This is a genomic window from Pedobacter riviphilus (genome assembly GCF_014692875.1).
In the GTDB taxonomy this organism is placed as follows: domain Bacteria; phylum Bacteroidota; class Bacteroidia; order Sphingobacteriales; family Sphingobacteriaceae; genus Pedobacter; species Pedobacter riviphilus.
On the sequence record NZ_CP061171.1, the window covers coordinates 1,389,344 to 1,412,308 of the forward strand.

Sequence of the window (22,965 nt, forward strand, 5' to 3'; positions counted from 1 at the left end):
TAAACCCAATCCGTTATCACCTATTAAGTGGAAGTTGATTCGGAGAGACTCCGTATTTCTTTTTGAATATATATGAAAAATGGGAAAGGTCTTCAAAACCGACTTCGAGGTAAATCTCAGTCGGTTTTTTCTTTTTCTCGGCCAAATGATAGTAGGCCAGTTCCAACCTTTTATCTGTTAGCCATTTTTGAGGTGTGGTATCAAACAGCTTTTTAAAATCCCTGTTGAATGTTGATAAACTTCGGCCGGTTAAGTAGCCTAGTTTTTCTAAAGGCATATTGAACATAAAATTGCGCTGCATAAAATCGACCAGGTCGATCTTACCTGGAGCATCAAAATTGGCAAGGATACCGTCTACGCTGGGATCGATCAACCGCAGGATATTAATGGCCTCTTCAATTTTAATGGTAGCCAGACTTTCTGGAAATTCATCCTCCATATCAAAATAAGGAATCAGCGAATTCAGGCAGCTTTCCAGTAGTGGATGGTTGTTAAAACGGTATATTTTCTGCTGTGGTTGTATACTCTTTTTATACTCGGTTTTTTCATAGAACTTCTTCAGTCGCTCGGTCGACAGATGCATCACCACAGTTTTATGTGGTAGGCCATTTTTCGGATAGTTGATAATCGTGGCCAGTTCGTTTCTTGGAATCAGGAAAGTATCACCCGTTTTAAAAATGAAAGTCGATTCCGCCTGAATGATTTTGGTTTCTCCGGAAATGAACCATACCAGCATATGGTCGTCAAACATCAGGTCGGATTTAAACAGCTTATCTTCATAGCTGGAAAGTTTGATTTCCTTGGTCAGGTATTTGGATATATGTTCCATTGTGATAAAGTTATTGGTTTTTGCGCTATTTCCATCATATGCACTGGCCGCCATCGATCAGATACTCCGAACCCGTAATGAAGGAAGCTTCATCACTTGCAAGGAAAGCTATCAGTTTGGCCACTTCTTCTGCCTTCCCAAACCTGGCTAGGGGAATAGTGCCGATCATATGGTCTTCCATAGACTGGGTCAACTCAATCTTATCCATGATCTCTGTTGCTACTGGTCCTGGACTAACCGCATTTATCCTGATCTTACGGGCAGAAAGTTCCAATGCTGCTATTTTCATGACCGCATTTAAGGCTGCTTTACTTGCTGCATAAACAGAAGCCTGGGGAGGGGAGATGTGCGCCGAGGTGGAGGAAAGCAAGATTACAGATGCATTTTCGTTTAAAATTGGGATGAACTTGCTTAAGGTAAAATAGGCACCTTTGAAATTAACGTTCATTACCTCGTCGAAAATAGCTTCTGGCATGTGCTCAATCGGCGAAAATTTGGTGACACCTGCATTTACCACCAAGATATCGATCTTGCTGAATCTTCCGCCAACTGCTGCGGCCAGCGCTTCGATATCCGTTAAACTTGATTGATTTGCAATAAAGCCTGTTACCCTAAGGTCTGATGCTGCCTTTTCTACTGCATCTTTTCTTCTTCCGGTAATGATCACCTGTGCACCGTTTTCTTTCAGCTGTTTGGCTGCAGCATAACCAATACCACTGTTGCCACCTGTAATCAGGGCGACTTTTCCTGTTAAGTTTTTCATGATCTGGTTAATTTAAATTCAATGCCTGTCATTTTTTCTGTTAATTCCCATAGTCTTTTGGCGCTACTTTCATCCAGCGAATAGTCCATTACACCACTTTGATGCAATTTAGCGTTGGTTTGAATGGAAGTATCGTCTGATAACAATTCAGCGATATCAGCATCTTCACAGTAAACGCCGCCAATGTGATTAAGCAATGGGCTGGTGGCTACCCATACCGAAGTTGCAGCACCCTGTGGAATAGTTTTAAGGCTGGCCAATATTTCTGGGCGGATGTTCCCGTTTTCATCAAAAAAGCCCATCTGTTTAAATAATTCTATGTCGGCATCTCTGGCCAGTTCAGTTCCGGCAATCGATCCAGGATGCAGCGAGTAGGCCCTTACCTGATGTGCTTTTGCACGGTTATCCAATTCCAGAGCAAACAGGTTACTGGCTGTTTTTGACTGGCCATACCCAAGCAGTGTTTGGTACTCCCTTTGTTCGAAATTGGGATCATCGAAATTAAAAGCTGCCATATGATGCCCCAGTGAGGAAACATTAACTACGCGAGCGCCTTTAGCGTTCTTAAGTGCCGGCCATAGTTTTGCAACCAGTTGAAACTGTCCAAAGTAATTTGTTGAAAGTTGAGATTCAAATCCGCGGCTATCCCGTTGTAAGGGCACCCACATGATTCCAGCATTGTTGATTAAAATATGGAGCGGTCTGCCTGTTGCCAAGAATTTTTCAGCAAAAGCATGAATAGTTTCGGGCTTTGCAAGATCCATTGCCTCAATTTCTACGTTTGGAATACCTTCCAGGTTTTTCTTTGCTTTTTCAATATCTCTGGCTGGTACAATCACAGTTGCTCCTGCTGTTGCCAATACTTTTGTAGTTTCCAGACCGATACCGGCATTACCGCCGGTTACAATGGCAATTTTTCCTTTAAGATCAATGCCTTTGATGACTTCTGTTGCTGTAGATGTGGCGCTAAAACCTGAACCCAGTGGGTGTTGTAATGCGCCTTGATAATTGTTTGTTTCCATTATTAATTTAATTAAATGTATAGGACAAATTTAGGCGGCTATCCTTAAGCAGATTTTGTTTAGCGTGTCAATTTACTTTGTTTAGAAGGTCAGTTTTTTTGTTTAGCGTGTCAGATATAGGATGATTTATGACCAGGCTACTTTTCTGCTTTCAAGATTCGAAAAACTGTCTTTTTCAATCAATTCACCTGCAAAGTGGTTTTAATTACGCAGAACAAAACGCTCGGATTACCCTTGGTAGGGGGGTAAATTTTAGTATTCCAGCTGTGTAGCACATTTTGACTCTGTTTTAGGATGAAGTGTAATAGCTAAAATAACATGAGTTCAGGATAAAGAAATAGTTAAAAAACAAGAGTAAAAGGTGTTGTTTTTGTATTTTTTAATATTTGAAAATCAATTTATTAACAATTAAAATTTAGCTTAGGTAAGCACAAAAGGACTTTTCGAAACTGCGTTATAAAATTGAAAACGGGACCAGATAGATGGAGGTTCAATGATTAAAATCTTCCGCTTACAGTTGGTTCAGCCTTGAATAAAAGTGAGCTATGAGTGGATAAAACACCCAGTGTGGGCCCTTCATAGGGCAAAGAATATCCAAAGATCTTTTGTCCTTTTTTATTGTCCCAAATTTTCAGCTTGATCCCAAATTTGGTTTTACAGGCTATAGGAGCTTTAACTGCAGGTGCTACTACTAACAAGGTTAGCTAAAGCAGTTTAAAGGATTTTGTATTTGCCCAAAAAGCAGGTGCGAAACATCAAACGACCAACTTCCATTTTAATTCAAAATTGTATTAATCACTAAATCTGGCCGGAGTCGTTTCTATAAAACCAATACTGCTTTCTAATAATGGATAAATTTACACAATCGTTTGCGCAAAAAAAATACAAATATATTGTTGTAAATTTAGCTTACTATAGATTTTTAAAGAGTTTGATTGTAAAACTTATGGAGCTTTATGAGTATCAATATGATCATAGTTCAGACGTGAAACGTTTGATTAATTAGTATTATTACAGTGTCTATGCCCAATAGAAGTTCTTTAAGCGACAATGAGTTAATTGAGTTGATAAAAATTGGCGATCAAGCAGCATTTGCTGAAGTTTATGAAAGATATTGGACAATGTTATTTTTGCATGCCCGCAACCTTTTAAGGCAAAATGAGGAGGCTGCAGATATTGTACAGGAGTTGTTTACAGGTTTATGGTTAAAGTGTAGATCGTTGGAACTGAATACTTCTCTTTCTTTTTATTTATATAAGGCGGTTAGAAATAAGGTTTTCGATCACCTTAAGCATAAAAAGGTGATGAATGATTATCTAAAATCTATAAATGATTTTATGCTTGAAGAACATTTTACTTCTGATCATTTATTAAGAGAAAGGGAATTGGGTATTATTATTGAAAATGAAATTAATGCACTTCCTTCAAAAATGCGTGATGTATTTGTACTGAGTCGCAAGCAACACCTTTCCTATCAACAAATTGCAATTGAATTAAAAATTAGTGAGCATACCGTTAAAAGTCAAATAAGCAATGCTTTGCGGATTTTACGAAAAAAAGTTGGTGCATCTTCATTCTTAATCTTCTATCTAATACATCGTTAGATTATTTTTTAATCTTTTTTTAACATTCATCTCATACTCGGGTAAAAGTAAATCGTCTTAACGTGAAATTAAGCGAGAAACTTTCTGATGAACCAAATAGAACTACAATCTTTACTCGAAAAATATTTAAAAGGAAACTGTACTCCTAACGAAATTGTATTGCTAGAAAGTTGGTATCTCGCTAAATCCAAACAAGATAAATTACCAATAGAGGAGAAAGAACTCCTTTTATATAAGGAGCTGATCTGGCAAAATATTCAGCCGAATATAGATGTTATAGAAAAGCCGGCAACAAACCATTATCGCTTTTGGATAGGAATATCTGTGGCCGCCTCTATTACTTTTGCATTATTTATTGGAGGTTATTATTTAATTAGATATCAATCAAAAGAACGCGCCAGCGCGCAATTAAAGCAAGATATTTTACCGGGAACAAATAAAGCAATACTGGTTCTTTCAAATGGCAAGCAAATTAGCTTAGCCAGTGTACAAGCAGGAGTTATTGCACAGGAAGGAAGCATTACTGTTAAAAAACAGGGCACAAATATTTTAAGTTATAAACAACTTTCCAGTGGTAATATTGGTAAGTCGCTTGCTTACAATACAATAAGTACTCCTAATGGTGGCCAGTGGCCTGTAATTGAACTGCCAGATGGAACAAGGGCCTTTCTCGATGCCGCATCATCCATTTCTTTTCCAGTGTCTTTTAGCAAGGAGCGCAAAGTTGCCATTACCGGGCAGGTCTATTTTGAGGTAGTTCATGATTCGAAAAAACCTTTCCGCGTAACCGTTAAAGGTATAACTATTGAAGATTTAGGTACATCTTTTAATATAAATGCATATGATAACGAATCTGCGATTAAAACAACCTTAATAGAAGGGAGTGTAAGCGTTGCGAAAAGAAATCAAACATTAATAATAAAACCTGGAGAGCAGGCGCTAGCATCCGCCGGAAATGAAAACATTCTAGCTAAGCAAGTAGACGTTGATGAAATAATTGCCTGGAAGAATGGATTATTTCAGTTTAACCATACGAATATTGATGTGGTTATGCGACAGATTGCAAGATGGTATGATGTAGAAATTGTTTATAAAGAAGATGTTTCTGACATCTCTTTTACAGGTAGCCTCTCTCGCAACTTAAAATTATCCAAATCGTTGCAAATACTCAGTATTACTGGCCTTCACTTTAAAATAGAAGGCGAAAAAATTATAATAACAGCCTAACTTAAAAACAACTAAACTAACCAAAATAAGAACTATGGAAAAATAAATACCAAACAAGTAAAGGTTAAAGAAAAATACCGGAAAGTGGTGGAACACTCCCCGGCAAAAGATCTGAGTTAACCTTCCTGTTTCGTTTGAGCTAGAACAGGTAAAATTATAGAGCAATATCCCTAAACATTAACCCAAACCGAACAAAAGTAATGAAAATTTTCTCATTCAATTTGGTCATAGTACGCCTATGGCTACCACCCAAGCTATTAATGGTTATGAAATTAACCCTTATAATATTAATGATAGTGCTTACACAGGTAAGTGCGAAAGTATTTAGTCAGCAGATTTCGCTAAATGAAAAAAATGTGCCTTTAAGTAAGGTTTTGGAATCTATTAAAAAACAAAGTGGATTTTTAGTGCTTTACCAGGATCGTGTAATGCAAAAGGCTAATCTGGTAACCGTTCGTAAAAAGAATATTTCATTAAAGGAGGCACTTGACCATTGCTTTTCGAACCAGTCTTTAACTTATGAAATTTTAGAGAATACGATTATTGTTAAGTATAAACCTGCAGTAGAAAAAAATAAGAATCAAGAGCCTGTTAACGCTAGGTTAAACGTAAAAGGAAAAATAGTTGATGAAAGTAATAACCCTTTACCGGGTGCAAGTATTAAAGTAAAAGGTACAACCATCTCAACAGCTTCAAGTTTAAATGGAGAATTTGCGCTGAATAACCTGTCAGAAGATGCAGTTCTTGTGATTTCTTTTTTAGGTTATAACACCAAAGAAGTTCCTGCCAAAGCAAATCTTGGTACTATACAACTTGTTCCATCTCACTCTAGTTTAAATGATGTTGTGGTGGTTGGTTATGGTACTCAAAAAAGACTAAATGTTACCGGATCTATTGCCCAGGTTAAGGGGACTGAACTGGCAAAAGCACCTGTAGCTAATATTAGCAATTCGCTTGTTGGGCGTTTACCGGGTTTAAGAGCCATTCAAAACAGTGGAGAACCAGGGAATGATGGCAGCACAATAGATATACGGGGTTTTGGAGCCGCACTTATCATTGTAGATGGTGTGCCAGCAGATTTTTCTCAGATAGATGCAAATGAAATAGAAAGCTTTTCAATTTTAAAGGATGCATCAGCCGCGGTATATGGTGTAAGGGCTGCTAATGGTGTAATATTGGTTACAACCAAAAAAGGAGAAATGGGAAAACCACGCATAAACTACACAACCTATTATGGGTTGCAAAATAATGCTACAAAATACCCTGAGCTGGCCGATGCAGGTACTTTTGCCGAGCTTAGTAATGAAGGTGCCGTAAATGCATGGGTAAAATTAAATAATCCTTCGGCCGCTTTATCATTGCCTTTTACAAAAGAGCAGGTAAGTCAATATAAAAACGGCACTTTACCATCTGCAGATTGGTTTAATTCTACTATTCGCAAAAATGCACCTCAATACTATCAAAATTTAAATGTAGATGGAGGAACGGAAGATGTTAAATACTTTTTTAACGTTGGCTACCTAAATCAGGACGCTATATGGAAAAGCAATTCTACCCAGTTTAAACGGTACAATATTCGCAGCAACATAAGTGCTAAGATTAATAAACGCCTTACCGCCGAACTTAATCTTAGTGCCCGATTAGAAGACCTTAAAACACCTGGTGTATCTTCTGGCTCAATTATGGCTACACTTAAAAGAGAAAGTCCTGTTTTTCCTATTTATGCTAATGATAATACCGATTATTTGGCTCCCTCTAATGTACAGCAAAACTCTCTGGCTCAGTCTGATAACAAAATATCAGGTTATGGCACAGATCGTACAAAGTTTTTTTCGGGCATTGCCAGGTTAACATACGATTTACCATGGGTTGATGGATTAAATGCAAAGGTTACTTATTCTTATCAAAATTCGGATGAGGCTTATAAAAGCTATATAAAGAAGTATAATTTATATAAATACAATACCGTTACTAAGACTTACGATGTTGATTATACAGCTAATGATCCAAGTAATTTAACTGTAACTGATAATCATAATGATAACCAGGCCTTACAGCTATCTTTAAACTATGTCAAAAAATTCAATAATAAACATAATGTTTCGGGTTTGCTGTTATTTGAAAGAACGCAAACAAACAGTTCTTTTCTTTCAGCATACAAAGAATTTCTGTTAGATAATTTAGATGAGTTATTTGCAGGTGTATCTAATAATCAGAGCAATGATGGAAGCTCTGCACAAATTGCACGTGAAGGTTACGTAGGAAAGTTTAATTATGATTACTCAGGGAAATATTTGATTGAACTGGGGTTTAGATATGATGGAACTTATAAAGTAGCACCAGATCATCGATTTGGTTTTTTTCCAAATGTTTCTGTCGGATGGAGAATCAATGAAGAAAACTTTCTTAAAGACAATAAAACTATTGATAATTTAAAGCTTAGGGCTTCTTTCGGAAAAGTGGGAGATGATGGTGGAGATAACGCAGGGGCAGCTAATTACATTATACCATTTCGCTATATCCCGGGATATAATTATCCAAATAACAATTATATTTTCGGCACTCAGCTTATTCCTGGTTTAACAACCAGCGGTTTAACCAATCCATTACTTACCTGGTATACTTCTTATACGAGCAATTTAGGAGTTGATGTTTCTTTATGGAAAGGAATGTTAAGCGCTTCTGTTGATGTTTTTTACCGTAAAAGAGCAGGGTTGCTGGCTACACGGGTTTTAAGTTTGCCTAATACATTTGGTGCAAGCTTACCACAAGAAAATCTTAATGGCGATAATACCAGAGGTTTTGAAATTGAGGTTACACACAAAAATAAAGTTGGAGATTGGAACTATAGCATTTCGCCAAACTTAACATTTACGCGTAGTAAAAATGGTTATTTAGAGCAGAGTCCACAAACCAGTTCACTTGGTAATTATCAAGGAAATATGACGGATAGATGGATTAATATACTAAGGGGTTACCAGGCCATCGGACAGTTTCAATCTCAGCAAGAAATTAATACTGCACCTGTACAGGACACTCAAGGCAATAAAACCCTTTTGCCGGGAGATATTAGATACAAAGATTTAAATGGCGACGGTGTTATAGATAGTAGAGATCAAACTGTAATTGGCAGAGGCGCAACGCCCGAGATATTTTTCGGACTTAATCTTAACGTTAATTATAAAGGTTTTGATCTTTCGGTATTGTTACAGGGTGCATCAAATTTTAACAGGTATTACAGTGAAGAGTTGCAAAATCCGTTTTTTAACAATGCCAATACCTTATCTATGTTTAGTGATCGCTGGCATAGGCAAGATCTTTACGATCCAAATAGTGCCTGGGTTCCTGGAAAGTATCCTTCAACAATGATTTCGGGATCGCCAAATAATCAGCTTTTTTCTACTTTCTGGTTGCAGGATGCTACTTATTTAAGAATAAAGAATGTGGATTTTGGTTATACTTTTCCTAAAGAATTAATTGGAAAAATTGGCATGCGCAAGGCAAGGATATATGTGTCAGGTCAAAATGTATTAACCTTTAGCAAGGTTAAGTTTATTGACCCTGAGCAGCCTAGCGGAAGAGGTAATTTTTATCCTCAGCAAAAGTTATGGTCGTTAGGTTTAAATGTTGGTTTTTAATCAGAAAATTATGAAAAAATTAAAATATATAGCCTGTTTTTGATATTGCTAACAGGTATAATATCTTGTAAAAAAGACTTTTTAGATAGAGAACCGAAAAATTTGGTTTCAGAAAATGTTGCTTATGGAAGTATAAGCGGTGTTACTGCATTAACCGTAACACTGTACGATGGCTTGCCAACAGAAGATTTTGATTACACTGTGAGCGATGAAGCTGGTTTTCCATCAACAACTACCGATGAGGCTGTACGATCTTATGTTTGGGGCAGTATTAACAATGCTGTTATGGGAAACTGGTATGGCAATTGGAATTATTCGAGAATAAGAAGAGTAAATGATTTTATAGAAAAAATACCAAATGCAGCTATAGATAATGATTCGAAAAAGCGCTTTTTGGCAGAAGCAAGGTTTATCCGTGCTTTTGAATACTTTTCTTTAGTAAAACGTTATGGAGGTGTTCCGCTGGTTACCAAAGTACAGGAATATAAAACCGGAGATGATGTAGCGGGTTTAATTGTTCAACGAAGTAAAGAACAGGATATTTATGATTTCATCTCAACCGAATTAGATGCTGTTGTTAACGATTTACCAGAAGATTATGGCAATGACCCGGCTAATGCTTTCCGCGTAAATAAATATGCTGCACTTGCTTTAAAATCAAGGGCGATGCTTTATGCCGCATCAAGTGCTAAATACGGAACAGTTCAGCTTAACGGATTGGTAGGAATTACACCAGGTTTAGCCAACGCTTACTGGCAGAAAGCTATGGATGCAGCCGATTTAATTATTAAATCAGGTAAATATGAATTATATGATGTTAATGCAGATAAAGCGGCCAATTTCCAGCAGTTATTTCTAACATTGGGTAGTTCTGAAGCTATTTTTACAAAGGTTTATCAATCGCCGGATAAAGCCCATAGCTTCGATTTTTATAATGCTCCGCAAAGTTTCAGGGTAGATTATGGAAATGCAACTAACCCAACCCTCGAAATGGTTGAGGAATTTGAATATAAGGATGGCTCTCCTGGTATATTGAAAGTAAATGATGCTGCAGGAAATCCGATTGTTTATAACAAACCTGCCGATTTATTTAAAGATAAGGATCCAAGGATGTTTGCTACAATTTTAACACCTTTTGATTCGTGGCAGGGTGGAGTGGTCGAAATCAGAAGAGGAGTAATTGATAATGGAGTAAAGAAAACATCCGAAAGTCTGTCAGCAGTTTATCCGGCTGGAGGTACTTTTAACATTGTTGGTAAAGATGGCCCTTTAACCACCAATGACCCTACTAAAACAGGGTTTTATATTAAAAAGTTTATGGATCCTGTAAACCGTGTTCCTTATGGAAGGTCTACCACGCCGTGGATGATTTTTCGCTATGCTGAAGTGCTGTTAAATTATGCGGAGGCTGCTTACGAACTGGGAAACAGTTCTGCAGCCATAGATGCTGTGAATCAGATCCGTAAAAGAGCTGGAATAGCTACAGTAGGTTCCATTACGATAGATAAAATCAGGCATGAACGGAAAGTAGAACTTGCGTTTGAAAATCATCGTTTCTGGGACATTCGCCGATGGCATAATGCAACCACAATCTTGACTAATACACAATTTCATGCCCTTTACCCGTGGATTATGTGGCAAAATGGAGTTGATCCGGGCAATATGAAATATACTTTCGAAAAAGCAATAGCTCCAAAACTTACACGTACTTTTCCTGAAAAATTATATCTGGAGCCAGTGCCACAGCAAAACCCGCCATATATTCAAAATCCAGGTTATCAATAAGATGAAAATATTAAAAGATATAAAATGAAAAAATTATTTATATGCTTCTCTTTTTTATTGGTCGTGTTTTTAAATGCGTGTAAAAAAGACAACTACAAATCGCCAGATGCAGAACTTTATGGAAATATTGTTGATGCAACCACAGGTAAAAATGTACCGCAACAAACAAATGTAAGTGGCGGTTATCTACAACTTTTCCAAACAGATTATCCTAAACCAACCGCAATACAAACGGCGTTACATGTTGATGGGAGTTATACCCGCGGATTTATGTTTAGCGGTCATTACAAAGTAGTACCAACAGGTCCTTTTTTCTATCGGGATACACTAAATGTAAATGTAAATGGATCAACTAGGCTGGATATAAAAGTGATTCCATACCTTACCGTTACAAGTGAATTACTTAGTAAAACGGCTAAAAGCATTACCATTAGGGTGAAAGTTACCCAGCCCGCGCAAAACACTCAAAAAATAGCCAGAATACTGGCTGTTGCGGCAACATTTAATACAGTTGATGTTAATAACTATAATAGCAACAGGGGGCTAACCAATACGGAAGCCATTGATAATGCAGTGGTTGTAAATACGAGTTACGATTATACCATTACAGATTTAAAACCTGGTACCCTTTATTATGTTCGCGGTGGGGCCAGAACAATAAACACCGGAAGTTATTATAATTATGCACCTATGTTAATGGTCACAACTAATTCCCAATAAATTAGCAGCTCAAATGTAATGAGCTTCGTAAAAAGAGCTCATTACTTTAATTTTTAGGCTTCATTGGGCATTCTGTTTACGATGGATTAATAATTCTTCAGTCTTCGTGGAGAATGGGCTTAATTCTTGCTGCTTTAAAATGGATGTTTTTATTATACTGAGTAAATTGCCTGCACATAAATATGACCAGTTATGCTTTGCTCACTTAACGTTCGGGACCCATATGAATATGAATGATTAGCATTCAGAACTTAACTATTGAATGCGTATCTGATAAAATACCTGAAGTTGTATTTTTTGATACCATTCGCTGTCTCTCCAATTAAATAGATCTTCTAGCTAAAATTTAACTGCATTCCTTTATCTTTGCCGCGAATTTAATATTCTTAATTGTGATTAATGTAAATAATATCTCCGTTTCATTCGGTGGAACTACCCTTTTTAGCGACGTAACCTTTTCGATAAACGAGAACGATAAAATCGCTCTTATGGGTAAAAATGGTGCAGGCAAGTCGACCATACTAAAAATAATTGCTGATGTAGCTAAACCTACTTCTGGTAGTGTAACAGGTCCGAAAGAAGCTGTGATTGCCTATTTGCCCCAACATTTGCTCACTCATGATCATGTTACTGTTTTTGAGGAGACCATGAAAGCTTTTGCAGAGGTAAACCAGATGCAAAAAGAGCTTGATGAGCTGAATGAGCAGCTTACTATCCGTACCGATTATGAAAGCGACGATTATATGAAGCTTATCGAGCGTGTGTCGGAGCTAAGCGAGAAATTTTATTCTATTGAAGAAACCAATTATGATGCGGAAGTAGAGAAAGTATTAAAAGGTTTGGGTTTCGAACGCAAAGACTTTACCCGCCAAACGTCTGAGTTTTCGGGCGGGTGGCGAATGCGTATTGAGTTGGCTAAGATTTTATTAAAGAAACCTGATCTCATCTTATTGGATGAGCCTACCAACCATATGGATATCGAAAGTATTCAATGGTTGGAAGATTTCCTGATCAATTCGGCAAAAGCCGTAATGGTCATCTCACACGATCGTACATTTGTAGATAATATTACCAATCGTACCATCGAGGTAACCATGGGCAGGATATACGATTATAAAGCCAAATATACCCATTATCTTCAACTGCGTGCTGAGCGCCGTATACACCAATTAAAGGCTTACGAAGAGCAGCAGCGTTTTATTGCCGATAATCAGGAATTTATCGATCGCTTTAGAGGAACATATTCTAAAACCTTACAGGTGCAATCGCGCGTAAAAATGCTCGAGAAACTCGAAGTAATCGAAATTGATGAAGTGGATACATCGGCATTAAGATTAAAGTTTCCGCCATCACCGCGTTCAGGTCAGTATCCGGTAATGGTAGATGAACTGACCAAAACTTATGGCGATCATGTGGTTTTCGAAAAAGCATCTATGGTGATCGAACGGGGAGAAAAAGTGGCTTTCGTTGGTAAAAACGGCGAAGGTAAATCGACCATGATTAAAGCCATTATGGGTGAGATTGATTTTGAAGGTAGTTTAAAGGTTGGGCATAATGCTAAAATCGGGTACTTTGCACAAAATCAGGCTGCTTTACTTGATGAGAACCTTACGGTATTCGAAACCATTGATCAGATTCCATTAAGCGATGGCACGATAAAAATCAAAGACCTTTTAGGTGCCTTTATGTTCAGCGGCGATGATACCACTAAAAAGGTTAAAGTACTTTCTGGCGGCGAGAAAACCCGTTTGGCCATGATTAAATTGTTGTTAGAGCCTGTAAATGTATTAATTCTGGATGAGCCAACTAACCACTTGGATATGAAAACCAAAGATATTATTAAAGACGCGTTGAAAGATTTTGATGGTACTTTGATTTTGGTATCGCATGACCGGGATTTCTTAGATGGATTGGTACAAAAAGTATTTGAATTTGGGAATAAACGTGTGCGTGAACACTTTGAAGATATTAAAGGGTTCTTAGCTTATAAAAAAATGAATAGCTTGAAGGAAATTGAGCAAAGTTAAATAGGGTTTCCAACACTGTATTTTAAAAGCAGTTCTGAAAAGAGCTGCTTTTTGTTTTCAGGCAGGGGCTAGCCTCATAAAAATAAAACTTAACAAAATAACTAGCTACACTTATGGAAAACAAGCAGTTCTGAAAAGAGCTGCTTTTTGTTTTCAGGCAGGGGCTAGCCTCATAAAAATAAAACTTAACAAAATAACTAGCTACACTTATGGAAAACCGGATTGATGAAATGCTAAAAAAATATAACTTGAACAAAGCAAACAGTATTTTATCTTTTTTAGATGATTTTAGAGATGAGGCTGAGGTTAGGGGATATTGTATGAGGGTTTTACAGGCTTATTCTGATTTGAAAAAAGAAGACTGGATAATCGGAATAGAAGGAGGAGACTACATTTACAGTTTTGATGGCCATTTGATTTTTATCACAGATGATATCTGGAGCTTTAATTTAGTGGCAACGCAACCCGTATTGGAATTGTTGGCGGGAAAAATGCGAATGCTGAAGCAATCGGGGCTTTGAAATAGGTAGCGTAAGCTAAAGGAAAAAGAGTCGTCTTAAAAACTTTTCCCTTTTTTATCATTTTTAAGCAAATGGCATATTTGGAATCAATAACTTCTTCATGTGCATTTTTAATTAAAACACTTGAACACTTTATTCAGAAATAAGATTACTATTTAGCGCTAATCGATGCTTTTAGTGGGATTTCTAAATTTTTTATAGCACCAATTGGAGCAATCTTAATTGATCTGTTTCCTTTGGCTAGGTAGAAATAATAAATACTATTTGTGCTAATCAAATAAATGTCTTCAGATTCGCCGTTCGAATAATTCAGTTTGCGGTCGTATTTGAGTTCGTTTTTGCTGATGTGTTTCGATAAGTTTTTCCCTTGGCCAAGTCCAATTCCCAAAAACAGTGATAGTAGCCCAATGGCAAAAACAATAGTGAAAAGTTTCGAAAAATGATTTCCTACTTCCTCTTCACTAAGTGTTTCAGGATTTTTTAGGCCAGAAAGATTTTGTGCCCACTTTTTATCCCTTCGCTTTGCCAGATAGGTTGGGTAAGCATAAGCGAGGATAATAAAACCTGTTGTAACGATTAATACCACCGGATGAGATGTTAATGTTGCCACCGGACTGATTAATACATCCATAATTGTAGTGTACTTTAAAATGTTTATACCAATCTGATAGTAAAAAATGCTTTCTTTTAATATACCCATCACCACAAGGAACAGGTAACCATATGGTAATAACTTTTGTAAGTTTTCTGAGAGTTTCATTTGCTAATGATGTTATTTAGTCTAGAGGCAAACTTTATTTTGAATGCAAAATAGAAAAAATAACTGTTCCATTGGTTGTTTTGTGTGACAAGCAAAATTATGGGTCAAGATGATTTACTTTTAAAGCTGCTATCATTTATTGAACTGGGATGGAACAAGCGCAACAATTTCTTCTTTTGTAACTCCTCCCACCTGCTTAACGTCTGTTTGGGCGGCAGAAAAACGATCTATGGTTAAATTTGTTGCTTTGCCCATAACCAATGTATGACGATTGGTACTCCCTTTGAGTTTTAATGTACTATTGTCGAGGATTTCGGTATATAAGCCCTCACTACTGGTGTCGATGTCGGCAAAGGCATTTTCCTTAAGAATGATCTGGAGAAATTTGGTGCTGAGTTTAACTCCTGTTTTCACTACTGCATTTTGATCAGCCTCGATGCGATAGATATCGTTTACATAAACAACAAGTTTACACTTTTCATTATGGAGGTTGGTAATACGTAATACTTCGCCCTGCTGGATAACTTTCACATTTCCAATGTTATCATCTGCATAAGATATTCCGATGGTGGGCTGCTGCACCAATATCACTTCTACATTGCCTTTTATCACTATCTTTCTAAAGTTTTGAATCTTGTAAAGGATCGTTCTGTTTTTTTCTGTAGCCCTTAAGTTGTTAGGAAAGATAGCCGTTAAGGTTATCACGGCAGATACCATGGTGATTAGCGTTTTAATTGAGGTTTTCATTGTGTTTTTAATTAAATGTTAAATTTGTTATGCTCATGGTGGTGTGCTCATGCGAATCAGTTTGCACCAATATGATTCAGTTTCGTGGTTAACCAAGCTGATGCCAAAAAGCGAATATCTCCTTAATCGCTCTCTAACAGTTGTTTTTGCTTATTTATGTTTAAGTTGTGTTCATTTCCGAACAGTCGATGTGCGGCAGCGAACACCGCAAAACCCTTTATTCACTGTGTTAAGTCAATCTGGAATTACTATTTCAGTTGTTAAGCACAGTACATATAGGATTATATTCATTATTTTAGTGAAATTTAGGGTATATTGAGTCAGTTGTTTTGAGTAAAAATTACGATGTCAGTAAAAATTAATCGCCAAACACAGCAGAAATTTCAACAATTGCTGGTTATTATTCTTTCCTGGATGATGACTGGAGTTGTAATTGCTATTTTTGAGGATCTTGTACTGCATACCCGAAATTCTTTAGGACCAGTACCTGGTTATACATTAATTTCTTCAATTGCACTAAATGCAGTTATTGGCCTGTTTGGAGCCCTGTTAGGGGGGAGTTTGCTTGTATTCTTTGTAAATGTAAAATACAACGATAAGCCTTATGGTTATACCCTTTTAATTGTGGCCGGATCTTTTTTAGGTGTTATTTTAATCGTAAACGAAATACTGAGTCTTTATGAATTAGGGGATTCAAAAAGATTTTTGAAAAATGGATTGGTATGGGCCATTGTGGTTTCCATTACACAGCTGCTGCTACAGATAAACAGTAAGTTTGGACAAGGGATTTTCTGGGATATTATTAGTGGAAAATACAATACACCTAAAGAAGAATCACGGATTTTTATGTTTCTCGACTTAAACTCATCAACCGCAATTGCCGAAAGTCTTGGAGATAAAAAATACCATGAATTGCTAAAAGATATATTTATAGATATTACCAATCCTATTTTAGAAAACAGGGGAGAAATATACCAATACGTAGGCGATGAAGTAGTAATTGCGTGGCGCTATGATGAAGGGTTAAGAAACAATAAATGCATCAATTGTTTTTTCGATATTAAAGCGCATCTGTCTTTTTTGAGAGATAAATACATTGGAAAGTATGGTTTAATACCTGCTTTTAAAGCAGGTATTCATTGCGGAAAAATTATAGCAGGCGAAGTGGGGATTATAAAACGGGATATTACCTACTCTGGTGATGTACTGAACACCACCTCAAGAATCCAGAATATGTGTAAGGAGTTTAATCAAGAAATGCTGGTATCAATAGCACTGATTGAAGAACTTCAGTTAACAGATCATTATACCACCCAAATGTTAGGTGCAATTAAACTCCGCGGAAAGGAAAAAGAAATGCAGCTGGTAGCAGTAAAGCCTGTTTAATACACCCAATTGGCAACTACAAATTGAAGGATAGCTTTAATATTTTGTCTTATTTCTTGTACTGTTAACGTTTTTTTTGATTAGAAATGTCGGTATTGTTTTTTTTTAAAATGTATTTATATGTTATTAAAACGATTTATGTGTGTTGCAGGCGTATATTATTTTTTTATGATAATATTTTATAGTAAGAAGACAGGATAGTACAGGATGGGAATTTTGTTCCACCTTTATATATTTATGAAATAATTTACTAACCAAATAACTTTTTAACCAACTATTTAATTAACGAACGTTAATACATTTTATGCAATAAAAATCTACTCACCCCTTTAAGTCAGTTTGCGCATTTTTTTAATTTCTAATTGATTTAGATCCATAGCTTTTTATTGCCCAGTATTTTAATGGCCGTTTATCCAATGAAATTGCTATGAGTAAAATTTTACAGAAATTTTTAATCGTTAATTTGACGATTATATTCATTCTCAGCGCTTGCCGGAAAAAAGAATTTGATGAGTTCTATGGCCGTCCTGAAACGTTAGCCGATCCAATTTATCAGCAACTTCAGGCCAAAGGGAATTTTACCAGATTTTTAGATTGTATCGATAAATCGGGCTATAAAGAAACCTTAAGCAAAGCTGGTTCGTGGACGGTTTTTGCGCCAACAGATGCAGCTTTTGCCACCTACATGTCTGAAAATAACTTAACAGAGATAAATGCAACACTGGCTTCGGCAATCGTGCGTTATTCAATGACTTATGACGGGGAGAAAGTAGAACGTTTAAGCGATAATTTAACGGCAAAAGGGTTTGTTAAAAATGTTGGTTTTAGGCGACGTACCGTTTATTACGATTTTGTTTACGATGGGATAGACAATGATGGTAAAGCAATAAAGGTAATTGCGGGTAACCGTAATGGAAGTTATTTGCCAACTGATTTTAACAATAAAAACCTGCCCTTTTTCCTTACACCCTTCGTTACTTTTGCAGGAATAAGTGCTTTAGATTATAACTATTTTTACCCCAATACCGAGTTTACCGGAAAAAATGTGGGTCCTGGAAAAATTATTGAGCAGGATATTGTAGCCGAAAATGGTGTAATCCATATTGTAGATAAGGTGCTTACCCCACCTCAAAGCATCGATCAATATATCAGCACTAAAGCACAGTATGGCGCCTTCAAATCCCTTTTAGACAAATATGTAAGCTATAATTTAAATACTGATATTACCCATCGTTACCAGGTATTAACAGGTAAAAGCGATAACGTTTATGCGAAAAACTATAGTGCATTGCTTGGTTTTTCGCCCAATAACGAGAATTACCTAAAAGAAGATGCCAACGATGCACAGATTGGGATGTACACCATTTTTGCACCAACTGATGATGCGGTAGAGGCTTATGCAAAGGTGCTGTTAAAATATTATGCAAAAAACAGGTTACAGCCCGGAAACTACAAGGCACAGCTGAACGAACTTTTTTCTTTAAGGTCTGATATCATCAGGGATTTTATCAACTCCCATTTATACAGAACTACGGTATGGCCAAGCAAGTTTAATGCGGTTAACAGCTTTTTGGGCGAAGCGACCAAACTTACGCCTGCCAACGTGGTAGATAAACAATTTTTAAGTAATGGATTGTTTTATGGTGTAAATGCTGCTCAAAATGCCAATGTATTTTCAACAGTTTATGGTAAGGTAAATTTAGATCCTACCTATTACATTATGAAACAGGCGCTTGATGTATTGGGTTATGCCATTCCAATTAAAACAGCCTCTTTAAAGTATATTGTTATTCCCATTCCCGATGCCACTTTGGTAAGTTTAGGATTTTCATACGATCCCTTTTATCCTTCAGCACCTATTAGGGGCGACCTCAATATTTTAAGGAGATTGCTGCAAACGCATATTATCCCTCTGGGCGATCGTGCTGTGCCAAATTTTGCCACATCATCTGGTATTTTAGAAACTTCGGGTGGCGAATACATTAAGTACAATAATGGGTTTTTCTCTTCAGCAGGTACAGAAGATTTACCAGCCGCTGCCGATAAAAGCATTAAGATCGATTCGGTTGCCACTGCTGTTAATGGTGCTGATGCCTATGCTGCCAAAGTACTCATGTATACCGTACTTCCGGTAAGCAAGCATATCGAAAAATATGGCACGCTAACTACCGATCCTTATTATTCTTTCTTTCAATATCTTAAAAATAATGTAACCCTTTATACGGCTGCTACAGGTGCAATCCAGGGGGTTACTGATGGAACTCCTTACACCGTTTTTATCCCAACAAATGCGGCTGTACAAGCTGCGGTAACCGCCGGACTATTACCAAAATTAGCCAATGGAACGCCTAACTATGTACCAACAGATCCTGTAGAGATTAGTAAGGTATCGAAATTTATCCAATACCACATTATTAAGAATACAGTAGCTAGCGATGGACAGAAGACAGGTTCTTTTGAGAGTTTGCTTAAAAACGATTCGGGAGATGCAGTCAAGGTTACTGTATCAACCAATACCACAAACACACTCACGCTAAGAGATGTAACCAATACTTCTGTAAATGTTTTACTGGGCACAACCGATAGAAGCAACGTGTTATCTAACAGAACGGTGATCCACCAAATCAATTCTTATTTAAAATATCAATTCTAAACCGAGATGACTAAAAGATATAATTATAGTTTTTTTATTTTACTATGCTGTTTGTTGGTATCGTCGTTAACCTATGCACAACAAATTAACTATGTAAAAGGTAAGGTTATTGATAAAAAAGATAAACAGCCCATTATTGGTGCATCTGTTGTAATTGTTGATAAAGATAAAAGGGTAATTAAAGGTGTTTCAACAGATATTGATGGAAATTACTCTTTACCGGTAGCCGATAAAACCTATAGGATCTCGGTTTCCTATATCGGTTACAGGTCTTCAGCACCTATTAGTATTGATAAGGCAGTAATCAATTTCCAGCTTGAACCTTCTGAAAATCAGATGGATGAGGTTCAGATTGTTTCGAGAGCAAAAACGAACAACGGAAGTGGAATGACCATCGATAAACGCGATCAGACCTCGGCTACGGTTACCATAGATGCTAAAGAACTCGAAGACCTCCAGTCGGCATCAATCGATCAGGCCCTGCAAGGCCGCATGGCAGGGGTTGATATAACAGCCAGTACAGGTGATCCTGGTGCGCCGATGCAGATCCGTATCCGCGGTACATCTTCTATTAATGGTGCTACCGATCCATTAATTGTATTGGACGGTATGCCTTACGATATTACCATTCCTTCTGATTTTAATTTTGCCACCTCTGATGAAAATAATTATGGTCAGTTATTAAATATTGCCCCTTCTGATATTAAGGAAATTAGTGTGCTCAAAGATGCTGCAGCTACAGCTGTTTGGGGATCGAGGGCAGCAAATGGAGTATTAATTATTACCACAAAAAGAGGTTCAATTGGTCCACCAGCTATTTCCTATAACTTTAAAGGTTCATATTCTAAACAGCCAAGTCCGATCCCGATGTTGGATGGTAACCAGTATTCATCACTCGTTTTAGAAGAATATTATAATGCAGGCCGTCAGTTCTCCACTTCAGAATTTGCAAAGCAATTTCAATATGATCCGAACGACCCTTATAATTATTATAACTACAGCAACAATACCGATTGGTTGTCGGCCATTACCAGGGTAGGTTACTTGCAAGATCATAACCTGTCTATTTCCGGTGGTGGTGAAAAAGCCAGGTACCGTGCTTCGGTAAATTATTTTAACCAAACAGGTACTACCATTGGCACCGATTTAAACCGTGTTTCGGCTAGGGTGAACTTAGATTATATGGTGTCGAACAGAATCAGGTTCAGTTCTGATATTTCATACACGCACATCGATCAGAATGGGCTTTTTACGCAGAATGTAAGGGATGTAGCTTATACTAAAATGCCTAACCAGAGCATTTATGAGTACGATGAATATGGTAATTTAACTTCAAACTTTTTCAGTCCTGCAGCAACCGCACAAGGTTCATTCTTCTATAATTTTGATAATAAAAAGGTAACTGGAACTTTTAACCCTTTGGCCATGGCTACTGCGGGCAGTAACCATCAACTAGGTGAGCGTATTACACCAAAATTTAGTTTACAATACGAAATTTTGCCAAGTGTGTTACGTCTGAACGGAAGTTTTATGGTAAATATCAATAATACCAAGGTAAAAACTTTCCTTCCACAGATTGCAACAGGTCGTCCTTATACCGAATCGGTAGTTAATACGGCCTCAGATGCTGATGGCGATTCATTTACCATGAACACCAGTATGACATTGGCCTATACGCCGAAATTGAACGATAAACACGATATCATAGGTTTTTTACGCTTTGATAGTGAAGATAGCCGTCGCACAGGTCAGTACCTGTTTTCAACAAATACGGCCTCATCGTATTTATCCGATCCTTCTGTTGATAGCCGTACCAATTATACAGGTTCTGCAACCTCGTCTTTAGGTCAAACCAGGTCAGTTGGTTTATTGGCTAACGTTCAATACAAATTTTTAGACCGTTATATTATTAATGGTAGTATCAGGGGCGATGGTAACTCCAGGTTCGGTGCAGCTAACCGTTATGGTATTTTCCCTTCGGTTTCTGGCCGTTGGCGCATATCGGGCGAACCTTTTATGAAAAAGGCAAATAAATATATAGACGATTTTAGTTTAAGAGCCAGTTACGGTAAAAGTGGTAACGTTCCTCGTAATGATTACTCTTACTTTAATATTTATCAGAATTATGGTTTTAGCTATCTGGATAATGCTGGCGTATATTCTACCAATATGGAATTAACCGATTTAAGATGGGAAACCGTTACCCAATCCAATCTTGGTGTTACCTTAAATTTATTTAAAAATTTAAATATCGATTTCGATTTATACCGTAAACGTACTACCGATCTGTTTTATCCAGGTTTGCAGGTAGCGAGTTATAATGGTTATGGTGGTGTTGATATGAATGTGGTACCATGGATAACCAGGGTTGGGAAGTAAACCTGAATGCTACTGTTATCAAAAAGAAAAAAATAAGATTAGATCTCTCTTTCAATATTGCACATAACGAAAACGTAATTCGTGAGGTTTCGCCTTTATACCCAAGAGAAAACAAGGCTAAGGTAACCAGCAACAACGTTTACAAAGTATTTGTACAGGAAAATAATCCTTTTGGCTCGTTTTACGGTTTCAAGTTTAAAGGTGTATATCCGGATAAAAACTCAACAGTTGCATTGGATGAGAACGGGAACCAGATTGTTGGGCCGAACGGCGATAAAATTTATATGCGTTTTGCTTATCCATCTATCGATTATGTTTTCCAGCCAGGCGATGCTATGTATGAAGACATTAACCATGACGGGAACATCGATTATAAAGATATTGTATACCTGGGTAATGGTAATCCCAAATTAACCGGGGGATTTGGATCTAACCTTACCATCAACGGAAACCTTCGTTTAGGCTTTAACTTCACTTTTCGTACCGGTTACGATATTATTAACGGTACTAAAATTAACACCACTAATATGTACGGCTTTAATAACCAAAGTACAGCGGTACTACGCAGATGGAAAAAAGAAGGAGATATTACCGATATGCCCAGGGCCATGTACGGTGCGGGGTATAACTTTTTAGGTTCCGACCGCTACATCGAAGACGGCTCGTTTTTAAGATTGAGCTCTGTGGTGTTAAGGTACGATTTTGCCAAAAAACTTTATGAAGCGCTTGGGAATGAAATCGCTTACTACAAACCTTACCGTTCAGAATATTTTAACATTTACCAAATATACTGGTCAAGACCCTGAGGTGCCAATTAAGTTAAATGGGTCGAACACGGTGATAGATAATTCTACCACGCCACCAATTAAAACAATCACTTTCGGTTTAACTGCTAATTTTTAAT

At 37.1% G+C, this 22,965-nt stretch carries 16 protein-coding genes; 11 read left to right on the forward strand and 5 right to left on the reverse strand.

Annotated features, from left to right (window positions below; translation table 11 throughout):
- Positions 1 to 16: 16 nt before the first annotated feature.
- Genes H9N25_RS05755 through H9N25_RS05765 form a run of 3 tightly spaced genes read right to left on the reverse strand, consistent with a single transcriptional unit; the run spans position 17 to position 2,614 of the window.
- Positions 17 to 829 (reverse strand): helix-turn-helix domain-containing protein, encoded by an 813-nt coding sequence (locus H9N25_RS05755; protein ID WP_190328246.1) that lies wholly within the window; start codon positions 827 to 829, stop codon positions 17 to 19.
- A gap of 34 nt (positions 830 to 863) precedes the next feature.
- Positions 864 to 1,592, reverse strand: coding sequence for an SDR family oxidoreductase (locus H9N25_RS05760; protein ID WP_167293813.1), 729 nt, complete (start codon positions 1,590 to 1,592; stop codon positions 864 to 866).
- Positions 1,589 to 2,614, reverse strand: coding sequence for an SDR family NAD(P)-dependent oxidoreductase (locus H9N25_RS05765; RefSeq protein ID WP_190328247.1), 1,026 nt, complete (start codon positions 2,612 to 2,614; stop codon positions 1,589 to 1,591). Before H9N25_RS05765 ends, H9N25_RS05760 begins: the two co-directional genes overlap by 4 nt.
- Positions 2,615 to 3,678: 1,064 nt before the next feature.
- Here H9N25_RS05765 and H9N25_RS05770 point away from each other — a divergent pair.
- The 7 genes from H9N25_RS05770 (at position 3,679) to H9N25_RS05800 (ending at position 14,136) form a co-directional block, all read left to right on the forward strand.
- Complete coding sequence (locus tag H9N25_RS05770) at positions 3,679 to 4,218, forward strand: RNA polymerase sigma factor (RefSeq protein WP_223833606.1); 540 nt, start codon at positions 3,679 to 3,681, stop codon at positions 4,216 to 4,218.
- 87 nt (positions 4,219 to 4,305) lie between these two features.
- Positions 4,306 to 5,445, forward strand: a complete 1,140-nt coding sequence (locus H9N25_RS05775; RefSeq protein ID WP_169502106.1) for a FecR family protein — start codon at positions 4,306 to 4,308, stop codon at positions 5,443 to 5,445.
- 290 nt (positions 5,446 to 5,735) lie between these two features.
- A complete protein-coding gene (locus tag H9N25_RS05780; protein ID WP_190328248.1) occupies positions 5,736 to 9,083 on the forward strand; it encodes a TonB-dependent receptor in 3,348 nt (1,115 codons plus the stop codon).
- Between the two features lie 45 nt (positions 9,084 to 9,128).
- A complete protein-coding gene (locus tag H9N25_RS05785) occupies positions 9,129 to 10,868 on the forward strand; it encodes a RagB/SusD family nutrient uptake outer membrane protein (RefSeq protein WP_223833742.1) in 1,740 nt (579 codons plus the stop codon).
- 24 nt (positions 10,869 to 10,892) lie between these two features.
- A complete protein-coding gene (locus H9N25_RS05790; RefSeq protein ID WP_167293819.1) occupies positions 10,893 to 11,588 on the forward strand; it encodes a DUF3823 domain-containing protein in 696 nt (231 codons plus the stop codon).
- A 392-nt stretch (positions 11,589 to 11,980) separates the two neighbouring features.
- A complete protein-coding gene (locus H9N25_RS05795) occupies positions 11,981 to 13,615 on the forward strand; it encodes an ABC-F family ATP-binding cassette domain-containing protein (protein WP_190328249.1) in 1,635 nt (544 codons plus the stop codon).
- 209 nt (positions 13,616 to 13,824) lie between these two features.
- Positions 13,825 to 14,136 carry a hypothetical protein gene (locus H9N25_RS05800; protein ID WP_167293821.1) on the forward strand — a complete coding sequence of 104 codons (312 nt, stop codon included), beginning with the start codon at positions 13,825 to 13,827 and terminating at the stop codon, positions 14,134 to 14,136.
- A 151-nt stretch (positions 14,137 to 14,287) separates the two neighbouring features.
- Here the strand turns inward: H9N25_RS05800 and H9N25_RS05805 are convergent, their stop codons facing one another.
- Together H9N25_RS05805 and H9N25_RS05810 are read right to left on the reverse strand one after the other, a co-directional pair.
- Positions 14,288 to 14,896 (reverse strand): hypothetical protein, encoded by a 609-nt coding sequence (locus tag H9N25_RS05805; protein WP_167293822.1) that lies wholly within the window; start codon positions 14,894 to 14,896, stop codon positions 14,288 to 14,290.
- 132 nt (positions 14,897 to 15,028) lie between these two features.
- Positions 15,029 to 15,643: a GIN domain-containing protein gene (locus H9N25_RS05810; RefSeq protein ID WP_190328250.1), complete on the reverse strand. Its 615-nt coding sequence runs from the start codon at positions 15,641 to 15,643 to the stop codon at positions 15,029 to 15,031.
- A 345-nt stretch (positions 15,644 to 15,988) separates the two neighbouring features.
- Here H9N25_RS05810 and H9N25_RS05815 point away from each other — a divergent pair, with 345 nt between their 5' ends.
- The 4 genes from H9N25_RS05815 to H9N25_RS24380 all read left to right on the forward strand — a co-directional run bounded on the left by H9N25_RS05815 (position 15,989) and on the right by H9N25_RS24380 (position 22,867).
- Entirely contained in the window at positions 15,989 to 17,029 is a 1,041-nt protein-coding gene (locus H9N25_RS05815; RefSeq protein WP_223833607.1) for an adenylate/guanylate cyclase domain-containing protein, read from the forward strand.
- A 427-nt stretch (positions 17,030 to 17,456) separates the two neighbouring features.
- Complete coding sequence (locus tag H9N25_RS05820; protein WP_190328251.1) at positions 17,457 to 19,682, forward strand: fasciclin domain-containing protein; 2,226 nt, start codon at positions 17,457 to 17,459, stop codon at positions 19,680 to 19,682.
- Positions 19,683 to 19,688: 6 nt separating this feature from the next.
- Positions 19,689 to 22,061 carry a SusC/RagA family TonB-linked outer membrane protein gene (locus H9N25_RS05825; RefSeq protein WP_223833608.1) on the forward strand — a complete coding sequence of 791 codons (2,373 nt, stop codon included), beginning with the start codon at positions 19,689 to 19,691 and terminating at the stop codon, positions 22,059 to 22,061.
- Positions 22,037 to 22,867: a SusC/RagA family TonB-linked outer membrane protein gene (locus H9N25_RS24380; RefSeq protein WP_223833609.1), complete on the forward strand. Its 831-nt coding sequence runs from the start codon at positions 22,037 to 22,039 to the stop codon at positions 22,865 to 22,867. Before H9N25_RS05825 ends, H9N25_RS24380 begins: the two co-directional genes overlap by 25 nt.
- Positions 22,868 to 22,965: the final 98 nt, after the last annotated feature.

What these genes read in the sequence shown, in the direction of transcription:
- H9N25_RS24380 (WP_223833609.1), top strand. Translation starts at nt 22,037, where the DNA reads ATGGATAACCAGGGTTGGGAAGTAAACCTGAATGCTACTGTTATCAAA.
- H9N25_RS05815 (WP_223833607.1), top strand. Translation starts at nt 15,989, where the DNA reads ATGTCAGTAAAAATTAATCGCCAAACACAGCAGAAATTTCAACAATTG.
- H9N25_RS05820 (WP_190328251.1), top strand. Translation starts at nt 17,457, where the DNA reads ATGAGTAAAATTTTACAGAAATTTTTAATCGTTAATTTGACGATTATA.
- H9N25_RS05765 (WP_190328247.1), bottom strand. Translation starts at nt 2,614, where the DNA reads ATGGAAACAAACAATTATCAAGGCGCATTACAACACCCACTGGGTTCA.
- H9N25_RS05805 (WP_167293822.1), bottom strand. Translation starts at nt 14,896, where the DNA reads ATGAAACTCTCAGAAAACTTACAAAAGTTATTACCATATGGTTACCTG.
- H9N25_RS05780 (WP_190328248.1), top strand. Translation starts at nt 5,736, where the DNA reads ATGATAGTGCTTACACAGGTAAGTGCGAAAGTATTTAGTCAGCAGATT.
- H9N25_RS05755 (WP_190328246.1), bottom strand. Translation starts at nt 829, where the DNA reads ATGGAACATATATCCAAATACCTGACCAAGGAAATCAAACTTTCCAGC.
- H9N25_RS05810 (WP_190328250.1), bottom strand. Translation starts at nt 15,643, where the DNA reads ATGAAAACCTCAATTAAAACGCTAATCACCATGGTATCTGCCGTGATA.
- H9N25_RS05775 (WP_169502106.1), top strand. Translation starts at nt 4,306, where the DNA reads ATGAACCAAATAGAACTACAATCTTTACTCGAAAAATATTTAAAAGGA.
- H9N25_RS05825 (WP_223833608.1), top strand. Translation starts at nt 19,689, where the DNA reads ATGACTAAAAGATATAATTATAGTTTTTTTATTTTACTATGCTGTTTG.
- H9N25_RS05760 (WP_167293813.1), bottom strand. Translation starts at nt 1,592, where the DNA reads ATGAAAAACTTAACAGGAAAAGTCGCCCTGATTACAGGTGGCAACAGT.
- H9N25_RS05800 (WP_167293821.1), top strand. Translation starts at nt 13,825, where the DNA reads ATGGAAAACCGGATTGATGAAATGCTAAAAAAATATAACTTGAACAAA.
- H9N25_RS05790 (WP_167293819.1), top strand. Translation starts at nt 10,893, where the DNA reads ATGAAAAAATTATTTATATGCTTCTCTTTTTTATTGGTCGTGTTTTTA.